The 15,536-nt window shown below is 65.8% G+C and carries 13 protein-coding genes; 9 read left to right on the top strand and 4 right to left on the bottom strand.

Annotated features, from left to right (window positions below; translation table 11 throughout):
• Positions 1 to 332: 332 nt before the first annotated feature.
• Positions 333 to 1,103, bottom strand: a complete 771-nt coding sequence (locus IEX72_RS06025; RefSeq protein WP_188786480.1) for an IclR family transcriptional regulator — start codon at positions 1,101 to 1,103, stop codon at positions 333 to 335.
• Between the two features lie 163 nt (positions 1,104 to 1,266).
• A complete protein-coding gene (locus IEX72_RS06020) occupies positions 1,267 to 2,925 on the bottom strand; it encodes a BCCT family transporter (RefSeq protein ID WP_188786479.1) in 1,659 nt (552 codons plus the stop codon).
• A 136-nt stretch (positions 2,926 to 3,061) separates the two neighbouring features.
• Between IEX72_RS06020 and IEX72_RS06015 the strand changes: the two genes are divergently transcribed.
• The 9 genes from IEX72_RS06015 (at position 3,062) to IEX72_RS05975 (ending at position 14,129) form a co-directional block, all read left to right on the top strand.
• Complete coding sequence (locus IEX72_RS06015) at positions 3,062 to 4,195, top strand: dipeptidase (RefSeq protein WP_188786478.1); 1,134 nt, start codon at positions 3,062 to 3,064, stop codon at positions 4,193 to 4,195.
• A 128-nt stretch (positions 4,196 to 4,323) separates the two neighbouring features.
• On the top strand, positions 4,324 to 6,042 hold the full coding sequence (locus IEX72_RS06010; protein ID WP_188786477.1) for a hypothetical protein: 1,719 nt from the start codon (positions 4,324 to 4,326) through the stop codon (positions 6,040 to 6,042).
• Entirely contained in the window at positions 6,042 to 6,989 is a 948-nt protein-coding gene (locus IEX72_RS06005) for an Ldh family oxidoreductase (protein ID WP_188786476.1), read from the top strand. The genes IEX72_RS06010 and IEX72_RS06005 overlap by 1 nt, the downstream gene beginning before the upstream one ends.
• A 258-nt stretch (positions 6,990 to 7,247) precedes the next feature.
• Positions 7,248 to 8,702 (top strand): aldehyde dehydrogenase family protein, encoded by a 1,455-nt coding sequence (locus IEX72_RS06000; RefSeq protein WP_188786475.1) that lies wholly within the window; start codon positions 7,248 to 7,250, stop codon positions 8,700 to 8,702.
• 67 nt (positions 8,703 to 8,769) lie between these two features.
• Complete coding sequence (locus IEX72_RS05995) at positions 8,770 to 9,774, top strand: ornithine cyclodeaminase family protein (protein ID WP_188786474.1); 1,005 nt, start codon at positions 8,770 to 8,772, stop codon at positions 9,772 to 9,774.
• Positions 9,775 to 9,956: 182 nt separating this feature from the next.
• Positions 9,957 to 11,084, top strand: a complete 1,128-nt coding sequence (solA, locus tag IEX72_RS05990; protein ID WP_229663757.1) for an N-methyl-L-tryptophan oxidase — start codon at positions 9,957 to 9,959, stop codon at positions 11,082 to 11,084.
• 97 nt (positions 11,085 to 11,181) lie between these two features.
• Complete coding sequence (locus IEX72_RS05985) at positions 11,182 to 12,291, top strand: Rossmann-fold NAD(P)-binding domain-containing protein (RefSeq protein ID WP_188786473.1); 1,110 nt, start codon at positions 11,182 to 11,184, stop codon at positions 12,289 to 12,291.
• 264 nt (positions 12,292 to 12,555) lie between these two features.
• Entirely contained in the window at positions 12,556 to 13,476 is a 921-nt protein-coding gene (locus IEX72_RS05980; RefSeq protein WP_188786472.1) for a DMT family transporter, read from the top strand.
• Positions 13,473 to 14,129, top strand: a complete 657-nt coding sequence (locus IEX72_RS05975) for a helix-turn-helix domain-containing protein (protein WP_188786471.1) — start codon at positions 13,473 to 13,475, stop codon at positions 14,127 to 14,129. Before IEX72_RS05980 ends, IEX72_RS05975 begins: the two co-directional genes overlap by 4 nt.
• A gap of 39 nt (positions 14,130 to 14,168) precedes the next feature.
• On the opposite strand, the gene IEX72_RS05970 is transcribed toward IEX72_RS05975, so the two are convergent.
• Both IEX72_RS05970 and IEX72_RS05965 read right to left on the bottom strand, forming a co-directional pair.
• Positions 14,169 to 14,798 carry a hypothetical protein gene (locus IEX72_RS05970; protein ID WP_188786470.1) on the bottom strand — a complete coding sequence of 210 codons (630 nt, stop codon included), beginning with the start codon at positions 14,796 to 14,798 and terminating at the stop codon, positions 14,169 to 14,171.
• A complete protein-coding gene (locus IEX72_RS05965; protein WP_188786469.1) occupies positions 14,795 to 15,436 on the bottom strand; it encodes a hypothetical protein in 642 nt (213 codons plus the stop codon). The genes IEX72_RS05970 and IEX72_RS05965 overlap by 4 nt, the downstream gene beginning before the upstream one ends.
• Between the last annotated feature and the right edge of the window lie 100 nt (positions 15,437 to 15,536).

Genomic DNA, 15,536 nt, shown 5'->3' with positions numbered 1-15,536 from the left:
AAAAGCACTGTATACACTTCCAATAGCTCCAAAAATACAACAAATTTATTATGCGAAATTACAGTACTGTCGAATAGTCAGATGACAAATTTATTCTGGCCTGCCAGCACCGCACATCGAACCGGCGGTCGCCGGACCGGGTCACCCCCTGAGGCCGCCACCCCGGACGCTGCGACTGTCGGGGAATCATCAGCCAATTTATCACAAATGTACGTCTGTTATCTCCTTCTGACAGCGCCACACTCCGGTGGCCGGGACGACCAGCGGTGGCGGTTCATGCACAGGAGAACAGATTTGTCGAACAACTGTTCGGTCACACTACACTGCAGTTATCACGAGTACGTCGCTCGGATCCCGATAATCCGGGCTGTCTCCCGCACTTTCTCCGGGATGTCGCTTCGGTACCGATCGCCGGTCAGCCGCGTGGTGGGTCCGGAGATGCTGATGGCCGCGAGAACCTCGTCGTCAGGGCCCAGCACGGGGGCACCCACCGCACACAGTCCGACGAACCGTTCCTCGTTATTGAACGCGACTCCCTGTCGACGGACCGCGCGCAGTTCCGCCTCAAGCCGGCTGCGGTCGGTGTAGGTCGACTCCGTTCGAGGGGCGAGGTCGAGCTCGTTGAGGAGTTGTGACCGCCGGTCCTCCGGGAGGTACGCCAGGTAGGCCTTCCCGACGGCCGTGGCGTGGAGATCGACGGTGGTGCCGATGTGTGAGTCGGTCTGGATTCCCCGGGCGGTCTTCGACTGGTAGATGTACACCCCGCGACCCATCTCTTCGACCATGACGTAGCCGTGTTCGCCGATGCTCGAAACCAAGTCGTCGATCTCTGCTTTCGCGACCTCGTAGAGGTCGTGCCTGTCGCGGGCGGCGTTCCCCAGATCCAGAAACTGCAGCCCCAGGTGGTAGGTCTTGTCCTCCTTGACCACGTACCCGAGTCGGCCGAGCGTCCGGAGGTGATTGTACACCGTGCTCTTCGAGAGCGAAAGCGCCGTCGCGATCGCTGTCACAGTCGCACCGGAGTGTTCTCTGAGGTGCGAGAGGATCGCGAACGACGTCTCGGTCGCTCCGACGGTTCCCCCGTCGTCGTGGGTCTTTGGCATACGCCCCGTATTCGGGGAGTTGGTATAAGAATTGGCGTCCGTTCGGCATCGGTACAAACCGGTTCGGTTCTCGGTTCCCGACAGGGTGCGACTGTCACCCCTCCGACAGCGCACCCGCCGCGTCCGAACCACAGTGGTCGAGAGCGGCCTACGCGGCCGCGTATCAGTCGTCGTTCCGCGCGCCGGCCGTCACGTCTTCGACGGGCTGGGTCGACTGCGTCCGCTTTGGGTTCCGGAACCACGATCGGTTTCCGTCGAACAACACGTGGCCGTGATCGTCGCTGAGTTGTCGGAGGAAGACGACCAGCGACACGACACACACAACCGCGAACGGCGCACCGGTGATGATCACCGACGACCGCAGCGCGCTCGCACCGCCGAGGACCACCAGGATCGACGCGATCAGTCCCTGGAGGATCCCCCAGAACACGCGGTTGAGACTGGATGGGTTCTCCTTGCCGCCAGTGGTCAACATGGCCACCGCGAGCGTCGAGGAGTCAGCGGAGGTGGCAAAGAACGTGACCACGAGAACGAGAAACAGCGGCTGCCACAGCGCACCGAGCGGAAGCGCCCCGAACAGCGCGTAGCCCGCGACGCCGTCGCCGAACTCGCCGACTGCACCCAGGATGTCGGCGACGCCCGCGAACTGCAGCCACATCGACGTGCCGCCGACGACGGTGAACCAGACTACGGAGACGGTGGTCATTGTCACGATAGCGGTGAAAAGCACCTCCCGGATGGTGCGTCCCTTCGAGATGCGTGCGAGAAACAGCCCCACGAACGGCGCCCACGCGATCCACCACGACCAGTAGAACACCGTCCAGAACGATGTCCACCCGGTGCCGCCCTCAACGCCCGTGCCGGTGAACAGGCTCATACTGAAGAAGTTGCCGACGTAGGTCCCGACCGCCAGTGCACCGGTGTTGAGAACGTTGAGCGCCGAGATGCTGCTCATCGCCATCCCGCCGACGAGCGTCGCCACCAAGAGCACGGCCATCATCACGATGTTGAAATCCGAGAGCCGCCGGATCCCGCGGTCGATTCCGGCCACAAGCGACAGCGTAAAGATGATTGTGATCCCGGTGATCGCGAGCAGCGTCTCGAGGTTCCCGAACTGGATCCCGGTCCGGTAGGTGATTCCGGTGAGGATCTGGGTCGCGATGAACCCTAATCCGGTCGCGATGCCACCGAGGGTGGCAACCACCGCCAGAGTGTCGATTGTCTTGCCGATCACCCCGTCGAGGTTGTCCTTCCCCAACACCGGAAGCAGCACCGTTGACGTCCGGAACGGAGCGTCCATTTTGTACGCGTAGTACGCCACCGGGATCCCGATCGCGAGGTAGCCACCCCACGCCGACACCCCGTAGTGGAAGATTGAGTACGCGAGCGCGGGCACCATCGCGCCGGTGCTGCCGGCTTCGGCGGTTCCGGCGAACAGCGGCGGAACCGTATTGAAATGCGTCAACGCCTCAACGGGGCCGAAGAAGACGATCCCCGCCGACAGCCCCGCCGAAAAGAACATAGTGAGATACGAGAAGTTGCTGTACTCGGGGTCACCCTCGCCGAGTTTGATTTTTCCGTACGGACTGAGCATGAGATACACCGCGATCGCGAGCATGAGGAACATCGCGAGCAAGTACATCCACGCCAGTCCCTCCCCGAACACGGCGAAGGCGGTGGTTATCTGACTCGACACCCAGTCGGTTCTGAACGCCGCAAGCCCGATGAAGACAAACGTGACCAGAGCCCCGAGTGCGAAGGGGATCGGGTCGATCTCGTCGACGAAGCTTTTGAGCGCTCCTTGGTCGCTAGCCTGAGCCATACTGAACTCTACAGAGTAACTTTTACCCCTGGTATATATATGTTTTGGCGCCTGTTACCACGGTTCGGGATCACACCCGCCATGAGTGGCGAAATGAGTGGCGAAGTTTTATATAACAAATCTCCAAGTACCGAGTATGTCTCCGTCGCAACCGGTCTTCGACTACACCTCGTCGGCGCCGTGGGAACAGGTCGTCAGGGCCTACGGGTCGTCTGAGGAACTGAACCGCGCGGTCCGGGAGCTGGTCGCCGAGGGAAACACCAAAGCCGAAGCCTGGGAGGCGATCTGGGACTTCGAGGTCCGCCGGTTCGAGCGCGACCCCGAGTTCCGGTCGGCAGTCCGGAGGATCTACGAGACCGCGGGGGTGAACCTCCTCAGCGTCACGCCCTGGACCCACGACGACGTCTCCGAGCGGACGGGGCAGCGCCGCGACCTCGCGCGGTGGCAGTCCCGGTTCGACGCGGCGGAGTGGCTCCACAAGGTCACCTCGCCCGCGCAGGCCCGGCGGGTCGCGGCCGACGGCGACGTGGGGATCGTCCTGAACACCCAGAACCTCGGTGCCGCCATCGACGGATCCCTCGACCGGATCGACACCCTGTACAACGAGGGCGTCCGGCTGTTCCAACCCACCTACAACTACCAGAACTTGCTCGGAACCGGGTGTAACGACCCCTCCGAGGGCGGGCTGTCGACGTTCGGTCGCGCGGCGGTCGACCGGGTGAACGACCTCGGCGGCGTTGTGGACGTGTCCCACTGCGGGCGACAGACCACACTTGACGCCATCGAGTATTCCGAGGATCCCGTGGCGGCCACCCACGCCACGTGCCAGGCGGTGGATCACCACTACCGCGGGAAGTCCGACACCGAGATCGAGGCGCTCGCGGAAGCCGACGGATACATGGGGATCGTGAGCCTACCGTGGTTCATCGCCCCCGGGGCGGACGACCCCGACCTCGACGTCCTGCTCTCGCACCTAGAGCATACGGCGTCGATTCTCGGCCCCGACCGGATCGGGCTGGGAACCGACTTTTTCCCCGCTGACACCCGGTTTCCGGAGGAGCTTCTGGAGTACTACAAACGCCACATCATCGAACTCGGGTTCGACCGTGAGGCGGTTGAAGCCCGGGAGATTGCGGCGGGGCTCGGCGAGTTCACGACCTACGAGGAGTGGCCCGCGGTCCGGCGGGCGGTCAAGGAGCCGTTCCCGGCGGAGCAGGCCGACGGCATCCTGGGGGAGAACTTTCTGCGGTTCTGGGAGCGTGCGGTGTAGCCGGCCCGGATTCGACCTCCTTGATACCCTCCCCGGCCTGAAGAGCGGGGGAGTTCACCCTTGCAACCTGCATAATCTATTGCTTGCGACCGAAGATTTTAATCTTGGTGACCAAGTCCGATTCGGTAATGACTACCAATCGGGAGACGGAGCGGTACGACCCGAACCGGCTCCGCGACCCCGCGGAGCTGATGCAGCCCCAGCGGTTGGCCTCGCTGAAACAGACCCGGCTGAGCTTCACCCGGTTGCTGATGGAGAAGATGATCGACGAGGAGTGGGACGTCCGGCCGACCCGGATGGAGTTGGACGACCGGGGGGTCGGACGCGTGGTCTACACCATCGAGACCCCCGACCGGCTGTTCTCGTTCGGGATCTTCTCGCACGCTTCCGGCGACAACGCGAACACCGACCGCATCATCGCTGAGGACTGGGACATGTGGGGGTTTCTGTGCGAGGGGCGGGCCACGCCTGACCTCATGGACGCCCAGTACGAGCAACTCCCCCACGTCCGGGAAGGGCGCGCCACGTCAGACATCCTGATCTGGACCCGAGCGAACCGGAGTTCCCGCTTTTTCGGCCACGTCGTCGACGCGCTGGCCGAGGGTCACCAACCCGACATCGACTTCTGTGCCCGCGGCGGCTACCTGATGCGGTCGTCGGGCTACTACGGCAACGGGCTCAACGGGACGAAGGAGTTCGCGTCGATGGACGGCGACCATCCGCTGAAGAAACCGTACTTCGCGCAGATGCTCACGGTGTGGCTTCTCCGGATCTTCAGCTACGACCTCGCAGACCACGTCGCGGGCGCTCGAAGCGACGACGCGGTCACCCTCGACCACGAAATCAAGCGGTATCTGGGGACCGGTAACTCCTCGGGGATCGGGATCGTCCACTACCTCGTCAACCACCCCCAACTCCTCCACTCGTGGCTCCGCGCGCGAGAGGTGGCATTGGCGCGGGCGAAGACGATCGACCCGACACCCGAGGAGGTTGAGCGCTTCAGAGCCGTCCTCGACAGCGCAGAACAGTGGTTCACCGACGACGAGTGCGACACTAAAGAGTACTTTCTCTCGAAAGACGAGATCGCGGCCGGGTTAGAGCGGGCCGAGCGGCGGATGGACGAACTCCGGAACGGACACGGGGGGTCGACGCTCTGGGGCCGACTCTGTGAGTGGGCCGGCGACGAACTCCCCGCCGAGACCCAGGAGTTGGTCCACTCGTTGTTGCTCGACGTCCACCCCGAGGTGTGTTCGGGGCTGGAGGAGTCACTGACCGTCTCCGAACGGAGCGACGTGGTTCCGGAGATGACGATCGGAACCCTGGCGTCGGCCATAGACTCGGATTACCAGTGGGCGTTGGCGGTCGACTTCGACGCTCCCGGCGCCGAGCGGTACTTCTGGTACCGGTCGATCGACAGCGAGGAGCCACGGCTCGGGATCCGGGGCGAACACGACTACGAGGAGTACGGCTTCCCGGTCGACATCGCCCGCCAGGTCCAGCGACTCCGCGCCGACCTCGCAGCGTGGGACGACACCGACACCGTTGCGGCGTTCCTGTTCGAGCACCCCGACCACCGCCACATCGTCGAACGGATCCAGACCGTCCACGGCCTCCGGTACGCGGAGATCCGCGCGAACCCGCTCGACGCCGACTTCGTCCCGCTCTCGTTCATTTCGTGTCTCAAGGCGGTCTGGGGGATCCAGAAGGCCCACCCGAAATCTCAGGGGTGGGTCCGGGGGACGTTCTACCAGGGCGCGCCGCTGCCGGAGGACCTCCGGAACGGAGCCGAAAGCTACTGGCTGTACCCCTCGAAGCCCCAGCGGACCGCGCAGTGGAGGAAGCAGTGATGCGCCTCGCCGTCCGCGAGGTGCTGGACCTGGCCGAACGGTGTTTCTCCGCCGCGGGGTTCCCACCGGGGCCGGCGCGGGCGGCCGCGAAGGCCGTCTGGTGGACCGAACTGTACCGCGGGTCCGGGGTGACGACGCTGCACGACCGCCTCTCGGCGCTTCCGGCGTGGGACCCGGACGCGCTGACACGCACCGACCGGAGCGAGTTCGTGTGGGCCGTCGACGGATCGACCCAACCCGGCCTGGTGTCGAGTGCGCCCGCCGTCGACCTGGCGTGTGCGGCGGCCGCCCGCCACGGGGTCGGAATCGTCCACACCCGAACGGCCCCGGGCGACGAGACAGTCCCGACACTGGGGCATGCGGCCTACGCGGCGGCCGAACGCGGGCTCCTCTCGACTGTGCTTGCCACCGGCGGTGTGGGGACTCCCCGGACCGTGATCGGTCGCCCCGACGACCCACACCCGGTCCTGGCGGAGCGCGAACTCGACGCGCCCTCGGCGGGTCACGCCGCACTCGCCGCGGTGGCCCGGGCCGGCGCCAACGACCGCCAGGACAACCCGTTGACGCAGGCGGTTTTCACCGGCGGTCCCGAGACGGAGTACGGCACCGCCGGCGAACGCCTCCTCGGCCGACTCCTCCACCGATCGGTCGCCCCTTCCGGGTCCGACTCCCGCGTCGACCCCGGATTCACGCTCGTGTGTCTCGACCCCGACCACTCCCGGCACTCCGGCGACCTCCGACGCGTGGTCGACCGGTTTCTCGACGGGGGGGAACTCACACGGACATTCCGGCCCGAAGAGATCAGCGACCGAGTGGCGACGGCCCTCGCTGAAGGCGTTGCGGTCAAGGAGTCGGTCTGGCGCGACGTCTTCGAACGGAGCAGTGCGGTGCTCGCCCCGGAGTTCGAGGGGTCGTACCGTGGTGCGGGGTTCAATATCAACGAGTAGCCGACGCTCCCGGGGTTCCGTTCTGCCCACGGGTGGCGGTCACCCCCGCACACGCCTCCGAAATTTTTACCACCGGCGATGCGGTATAGTGCCTCAGCGTCGGTGTGAGGCGTCAGTCCGCCATCGGCCCCGAAGCGTCCGGCGTCGACGCGGTCGCGGCTGTCCCCCCGGACCGCCCGTCCGCCCCCGATTCAACGGGCGTCGGCCGTTGACGTCGCGGGAACGCGGGCCCGACGCGCGACCGACAACCCACCACAAATGACAGACACACAGTTTCAGTATATCGACGGCGAGTGGCGCGACGGTGACAGCGACGACGAACTGACGATCCGCGACCCGGCCGCGCCCGACGACCCGATCGTGTCGTTCACCGGCGCCAGCCGGGGACAGGCCGCCGACGCGGTTGCGGCCGCCGAGGCGGCGAGCGGAACGTGGGCGGCGACGACGCCCGACGAGCGCGACGCGGTGATGTACGCGGTCGCAGACCGGATCGATGACCACCACGCGGAGCTCGCGGAGACGCTCACCCGCGAGGAGGGCAAGCCGCTGTCCTCGAGCCGCGCGGAGGTCGGGCGGGCCGCGGAGCTGTTCCGCTTTTTCGCGAGTTTCGCACGGACGGCGGCGGGCGAGACCCTCCCCTCCAGCGACCCCGAGACAGTCACGTACACCGTCCGGGAGCCGCTGGGTGTTGTCGCTCTGGTAACCCCGTGGAACTTCCCGATTGCGACCCCGACCTGGAAGCTCGCGGCCGCTGTTGCCACGGGCAACACCGTGGTGTTCAAACCCTCCTCGGAGACGCCGATGATCGCGCGGGCACTGGTCGAACACCTGGAGGCGGCCGGCCTCCCGGCGGGCGTGGTGAACCTCGTGGTCGGCTCGGGGTCGACCGTCGGCGACGAGATCCTCACCGACGACCGGATCGACGGAGTCTCGTTCACCGGCTCCACCGACGTGGGACGGCACATCGCCGAAACCGTCGCTGGGCGCGGCATCCCCACCCAGACCGAGATGGGCGGCAAGAACCCGCAGGTCGTCCTCCCCGACGCGGACATTCAAAAGGCAGCCGACGCCGCCGCCGCCGGCGCGTTCGGGCTGACCGGCCAGGCGTGTACCGCGACCAGCCGGCTCATCGTTCACGAGGAGGTCCTCGCAGAACTCACTGACGCCGTGGTCGCGCGCGCCGAGGACATGCAGACAGGTCCGGGGATGGACGACCCCGATATGGGGCCGGCGGTGTCGGCCGCCCAGGACGAGACCAACTTCCGGTACATCGAAGTGGCCGAAGACGAGGGCGCGACACGCCTGACCGGCGGCGGCCGACCCGACGGCCGGGGCGACGACGCGGGCTACTTCGTCGAGCCGACCGTGTTCACCGACGTGACGTCGGATATGCGGATCGCCCAGGAGGAGGTCTTCGGGCCGGTGCTGTCGATCCTTTCGGTCTCGAACTTCGAGGAAGCCGTGCGCGTCGCCAACGATGTGGAGTACGGACTGTCGGCCAGCCTCTTTACGAGCGACATGGCGTCGGCGCGGCGGTTCACCGATGAGATCGACGCCGGCGTCGTCAAGATCAACGGCACGACCACCGGATCGCAGATCCAGATGCCGTTCGGCGGTATGAAGGCGTCGTCGTCGGAGACCCAGAAGGAACTCGGCCACCGCGCCTACGAGTTCTACACGCACAAAAAGGCTGTCTACCGGACGGACCCGTGACGCACCGACACCGCAGCGCTGCCGTGTCGGCCCGACACCACCAGTCGCCGGACCATCACTCGAACCCATGAGCCAGCGTCTCAGACAGGCCGGAACCGAACTGTACTCCAAACACGACGTTGACCGCCATCTCGAACTCCCGGCCGCCCTCAACGTCGCCGAGACCACCTACGTCGAAGGAGCGCGCGGGCGGGTCATCAACCCGGCGAAATCGACGATGCACATGGGTGATGACGGCGGATGGCCCGGCCGGGACGCCTTCTCGATCGGCATGCCGGCGTACGTCGACTGGCTCGACGTCGCCGGCATGAAGTGGGCGGTCGCGACCTGGGACGCCGACACCGAACCGCCGATCAGCTCACAGATCCTGCTTTTCGATCTTCAACAGGGTGGGTTCACGGCGATTCTGGAAGGCATGCACATCACCGGCGTTCGAACCGCACTGCAGTCCGTTGTCGGACTGCGACACCTGCTCGCGGAGCCGCCGGAGTCAGTCGGCGTCTTCGGCGCGGGGTTCCAGGCGCGGTTTCAACTGCAGGTGATCGATGAACTGGTTGCGGTCGATACCTTCCGGCTATACGATGTGGCCGACGGGCGCGCGAGCGATCTCGCAGCAGACCTCGCGCCCGGGATGGACGCCGATGTCGATGTTGTAGACTCACCACAGGCGGCCGCCGCCGCCGAGGTCGTCGTCACGGTCACCGACTCCAAGACGCCGGTGATCGAGGACTCGTGGCTCCGTCCGGGCGGGCTCGTGATCGCGCTCGGCTCGTACCGGGAACTCACAGACGAGACAGTGCTCGGGGCCGACAGGATCGTCGTGGATCACACAGAGCAGTGTCTCCAGCGCGGCGCGCTGTCGGATCTGGCCGGGCGGGGCGATGTGACGGCCGCCGACCTGGACGTGACGATCGGTGAGGTCCTCGACGGTGACGACGACGCTTCGCGCACCCCGGGAGAGCGCGTGGTTTTCGTGCCGATCGGCCTCGGATCGCTGGACGTCGCGCTCGCGGAACACCTCCGGGCCGAAGGTATGAGCGAGGGCGCGGTCCGAACGTTCGACTTCCACTGATCGCGAGCCAGCAGACGCGGCAGTGGTTCGGCTGCCACCCGCGTCGGTTCACCCCCGCCTCGCGAGGATGGATCCGGTAGAGGTTCACCCCCGCCTCGCGAGGATGGATCCGGTAGAGGTTCACCCCCGCCTCGCGAGGATGGATCCGGTAGACATTCATAGGAGAACGCCAACGCTCCCGCGTGGACACCTACGACACGATTGTCCTTGGTGTCGGGGGGATGGGCAGCGCCGCGGCGTACCACCTCGCCGCGCGAGGCCAAGACGTCCTCGGCATCGAGCGATACGACATCCCGCACGCACAGGGCTCGTCACACGGTATCACCCGGATCATCAGGGTGCCGCTGTTTGAGGATTCGGGATACGTCCCGCTGGTCCAGCGGTCGTTGGAGCTGTGGTCCGATTTAGAAGACTCCTACGGCCGACAGCTGTTGTATCAGACCGGCACCATCGACTTCGGGCCACCGGATAGCGAGGTGGTTCGTGGCTCCGAGCGGTCGTGTGCGGTGCACGACCTCGACCACACGACCCTGACCGGCGAGGAACTGACTGCGCGGTCGGGCGGTCACGACGTGCCCGACGACTACCGGGCGATCTACCAGCCGGACGGCGGCTTCCTCCACTCGGATCAGTGCATCGTGGCCCACGTCTCCGAGGCCCACGACCACGGGGCGACCATCAGGGCCCGCGAGGAGGTCACCGACTGGACGGCCGACGAGTCGGGCGTCGAAGTCTCCACCGACCGTGGCGAGTACGCCGCCGACACGCTGGTGATGACGGCAGGCGCGTGGACCGGCCGGCTCTGCCCGGCGGTGTCGGAGTACCTCACGCCCGAGCGCAACGTGCTCGGGTGGTTCCAACCCACAGACCCCGCACAGTTCGACCGCGAGAACTTCCCGGTGTTCGTCGCCGACGTCCCCGAGGGGAACTTCTACGGCTTCCCGACGTTCGAGGTGCCCGGGTTCAAGTTCGGGAAACACCACCACCGCGAGGAGACCGGGAGTCCCGAGGAACTCAACCGGGAGCCGACCCGCGAGGACGAGGCCATCCTCCGGTCGTTCGCCGAGAAGTACATGCCCGCCGGCACCGGACCGACGATGCGGCTGTCGGCCTGCATGTACACGAACACGCCCGATCGGGATTTCATCCTCGACGTCCACCCCGACCACCCGAACGTGGTGCTCGGAGCGGGCTTTTCGGGCCACGGGTTCAAATTCGCCTCCGCGGTCGGCGAGGTGCTGGCCGACCTGGCGGTCGACGGCCGGACAGACCACCCAACCGGGATGTTCGAGCTGTCACGGTTCGAGTGACCCTCCGGCGAGGCGTCGGGGGCTCCGACCCTCGAGAAACCCAGTGAACCGTCCGTTTGCAAAACAAATATATACTTTTGTTTCCTCGAACGGAACGATGACCGAGCAACAGCCAGTGAAGCTTCGATTCTGTTCACAGGAGGAGGGGATCGAGGCGGGCCTTGCCGACATGGACCGATGCGTCGAGACCATCGACTACGTGTTCGGCCTGTACAACGACGGCCAGGTGCTGATGGGAAATCCGGGTCACGACATGCACGGACATGTGACCTCTTTTCCCGGCAACCTCTCGAACGCCGAGGGGCTGGAGTCCGGCCCGGATCGTCGGTTCAGCGCGATGCCGGCGTACGTCGGCGGCGATATCCACAGGATGGGCATCAAGTGGTACGGCTCCAACATCACCAATCCCGCCGAGCGTGGACTCCCGCGGTCGATCCACACGATCACGCTGAACGACCCACTGAGCGGCAAACCAGAGTTCCTGATCGACGGTCAGGTCGCGAGCGCGATGCGAACCGGCGCCGTCGCGGGCGTCGGCGCCGCGCGGATCCAAGGCGACCGCGCGACCACCGCGACCGTGATCGGGCCCGGCGTGGTCGGGCAGACGTCCGCGCTAGCGCTCGATTCCGCGCTTGACTCGCTGGAGACGCTCCGGATCCACCACCCGGAGCAGTGGAAGGCCGAAGCGTTCGAAGCCGAGATGGCCGGCGACGTCGACGCCGAAATCGAACCGATCAGTTCACCCGAAGACGCGGTCAGAGGTGCTGACGTGACAGTCGTGGCCGCAACAGGGAGTCCGCCGCCGAAGATCGAGGCGCCGTGGCTGAAAGACGACTGTCTGGTGATCCCGTTGGGGGATCTCCGCGCTGACCTTTCGGCGTTCGACGAGGACCTCGTGTTCTGTGACATCCGGCGGAACACCCTGGAGTTCGCGGCGCACATGGACTGGCAAATCATGAATACGCTCGCTGCGGCCGTCGACGACGGAGCCGGACTCGACCTCGAGGAACCGGATCTCCGGGCGCTCCACGAGGTGGTCGGCGGTGAGGACACCGGGTCCACCGAGGGGCGGTCGATTCTCTACTCCCCAGGACTCCCGATGGAGGACGTGGCGTGGACGACACGCGTCTACGAGATGGCTGTGGAGCGAGACCTCGGACAGACACTGACGATGTTCGAAGAGCCGTACTTCAGCAAGCCGTACTGACCCGCGAGGTGCGTCCGTCGGCGCGGCGGCAACTATCGCTTCTATTACTATTTTGCATTCATACTGAAACTCGAATATGGTCTTTCGATTGAAAAATCGACTCCAAACTGCTTAACGTCCAGTACGTATAAGAGTGCTATCTAAATACCATTCAACGTTGTATCATAGATTTCTTATGAGACGTCTCAGGCGTGCAACCCACATAATAAACGGGTTATTAGTATAAGGCTTATCGACGTATCCGCAGGGATGCAACGTCGTCGTGTGCGACACCAACATCTCGGTCTGTTTCTCACGATGGCGGGAGCGGCGCTGTTCGGTACGCTCGGCATCTTCGGGAAACTCGCTCCAACGGCGGGGCTCTCTGCTGCGACCCTCCTCAGCACGCGGTTTCTCGCGGCGACTGTCATCTTCTGGGCGCTGCTGGCTGCCTCCGGCCACGGCCGGGTGCGGTCACGACGGCTGTTCGCTGCCGAACTCGGGTTGGGTGTGGTCTACGGAATGATGTCGGTCGCGTACTTCGAGGGGCTGGCGTGGCTCTCAGCGGGCGTGGCTGCGTTGTTGCTTTTCACGTATCCGGTCCAGGTGACGCTCGGTTCGGCGGTCCTTCTCGACGAACCGGTGACGCTGCCGAAGTTGCTTGCGCTCGTCGCGGCGGTTTCCGGAGTCGGACTCGTTGTCGGCGGGGGCACCGAGTTCGCTCTCACGGGAGCAGCACTCGTCGGTCTCGCGTCGGTGTGTTACACCGTCTATTCGATGGGCACACGGGTGATGATGGCGGATCTGCACCCGCTGGTCCACGCGGCGCACACCTTCCTCGGCGTCACGGCGACCGTGCTCGGGTACGGAGCGGTGACCGACGCGCTCTCGGTCCCGGCGACGACCGCAGGGTGGTGGCTGATCGCGGGGATCACCGTGGTCGGCACGGTCGTCCCGATCCTGCTTTTCAGTGCGGGACTGGCCCGGATCGAGGCCAGCAGGGCGAGCATCGTGAGTACGAGCGAGCCGCTGACGACGGTGGGGCTCGGGATCGTCCTCTTGGGGGAGGCGTTCACGGTCGTGATCGGCCTCGGCGCGGCGCTGATCCTTTCGGGGGTCGTCCTCACCGCACCGGGCGTCGAACGCGCGGTCCGCGGCCGACTCGCCGACTTCGGCGCCGACCGAACACCCGGGCGGGAGGGATGAGCGACGTCACCGCCACGATCCGGCTGGAATCGCCCACGCTCGCGCTGACCGAGGCAGTGGCTCACGACCCGACCGCGACGGTCCGACCCGTCGCCGGCGCGGGCACCGTTCCCGACTCCGGTCGGTACCTGTTCACCGTTCGGTCGGCGAACTTCGACCGGTTCGAGGACGGCCTCCGCGGCGACGACACCGTCGCCGGCTTCAAGCGGGTCGTCCCCGGCGACACGGAGTCGGTGTACAGTTTTGCGTACACGCCCGCGGCGACCCTGTTTTCGCCCGCAATCGCGGCGGTCGACGGCGTCTCCCGCGAGTGGATCAACGACGGCACCGCGTGGACGGTCCGCGTCTGGCTCCCCGAGCGATCGGGGCTGGCCACACTGCAGACCTACGCCGCCGACAACGGGATTGAGTTCACGCTCGAAGCGGTCACCGACTACGCCGCCCCCGTCGGCCCCGACTCCGGGCTGACACCGAAACAGGAGCGGGCGTTGGAGGTCGCACTGGAACGCGGCTATTTCGAGGAGCCGCGGGGCGCGACCCTCGAAGACGTTGCAGCCGAGCTGGGGATCACACAGCCCGCAGCGGGGGGACTGCTTCGACGGGGGCTCAAGCGGCTGGTCGTCGCAGCGACCGACGACGGGCGCGGGGAGTAGCGCGGCTGGCCGTGGCGCGCCGATACACCGCTCACACGCTCACTCTGGCGCGAACAGCCGTTGTTGGACCAGTTGGGCGACGCCGGTCAGGTGGGCCTGGCCGAACACCGCGACGAGCAGGGCACCGACCGAGTTGAACATGGTGTCGCGGACCGTGTCGTCGAGTCCGTGTTGCGCCAGCGGCATCGCGACTCCTGTGGCCTCCGCGACGACGTCGAGACCGAACTCGAACAGCTCCCAGACCACGCCGAACGAGAGCACGATCACGAAGATGTAGACGAAGACGAACCGCTGGGGGATGTGGATCTGGTCGCTGTGGAGGTCGACCGCGCGGGCGGTGGTGTACCCCGCCGCTGCGATCAGCGACGCCGACACGGCGTGGGTGATGTTGTCCCAGAAGAAGATCCGGCTGTAGAGTCCCGCCGACCCGAGCGTGTGGAGGAACGCCGCGGTGGTGATCCACAGCCCGAGCCACGGGTCGAGCGGCAGGTCGTAGTTCCGTTCCAACACCGCGGGGACAACCGTGATGGCAAGCGTGACGCTGCCGTTGATGATCGCTTTCGGCTGCCCGGCGACGACGCCGTACGCGACAAGCGCCGCCAGGGCGACCTGCATCCCACGGGTGAGCATCCCCTGGGTTCGCCCCGACGGACGGGGGAGCAACGTCATCGGCGCACCATCCGTCGGATCGCCCGCCAGAGCCACTGGTCCCGTCGTCTGAAGTAGCCGTCGAAGAGTAGCCCCGCCACCACGCCGGCGAGCGTCACGTAGAGCCACTCCATCATGAGCGTCTCGTTGTCGACGAGGTAGTCGGTTCCCAGGAAGGTGTCGGCGTTCCACCGGAACACCGTCCACGCCGCGACCGCCGCCAGCGTCGTTAGCACCACCAGAACGACGGCGAACCAGTGTGTCACCTGCAGCGTGGTGAACGTGTGGAGTTCGACGACGACGAGCAGCGCGAGCGCCGCGAGCGACAGGTAGGTGGCGAACGTGCCGAGCGTCCCGCCGAAGAGTCCACGCACCAGGATTGGCAGCAGCGACAGCACCAACAGTTCCCACGGGAGCATGACGCGCCACTCGCGGTGGGCGACCGGTGGCAGTAGGACGACGCCGCCCACGAACCCGGTGACAAGCGTCCACCCGTAGTCGGTATCGAGAACGCTGTCGCCGAACACGCCCACAAGGACACCGACGAGCGCCCACGCGATGACTGCGTTCGTGCGGCCGTCCCGGAACAGTCGGTCGAACGCGTCCCGGAGTACGGCAGTCCTCCCGTTTCCGTCCGGCCCCGGTGTCCCGTCGCCCATTTGCAGAACGGTGTCGAGAACGAGTCATAAACCCAGCGACGGGGGCGTCGGCAGAACGGGCAATAATTGACACGAACCCTTTACAACCGTGGAACCGCAG

It is taken from the genome of Halobellus salinus (assembly GCF_014646875.1).
Classification (GTDB): Archaea; Halobacteriota; Halobacteria; order Halobacteriales; family Haloferacaceae; genus Haloquadratum; species Haloquadratum salinum.
The sequence above is the reverse complement of the archived record's forward strand: the minus strand, read 5'-3'. Positions and strand labels throughout refer to the sequence as shown.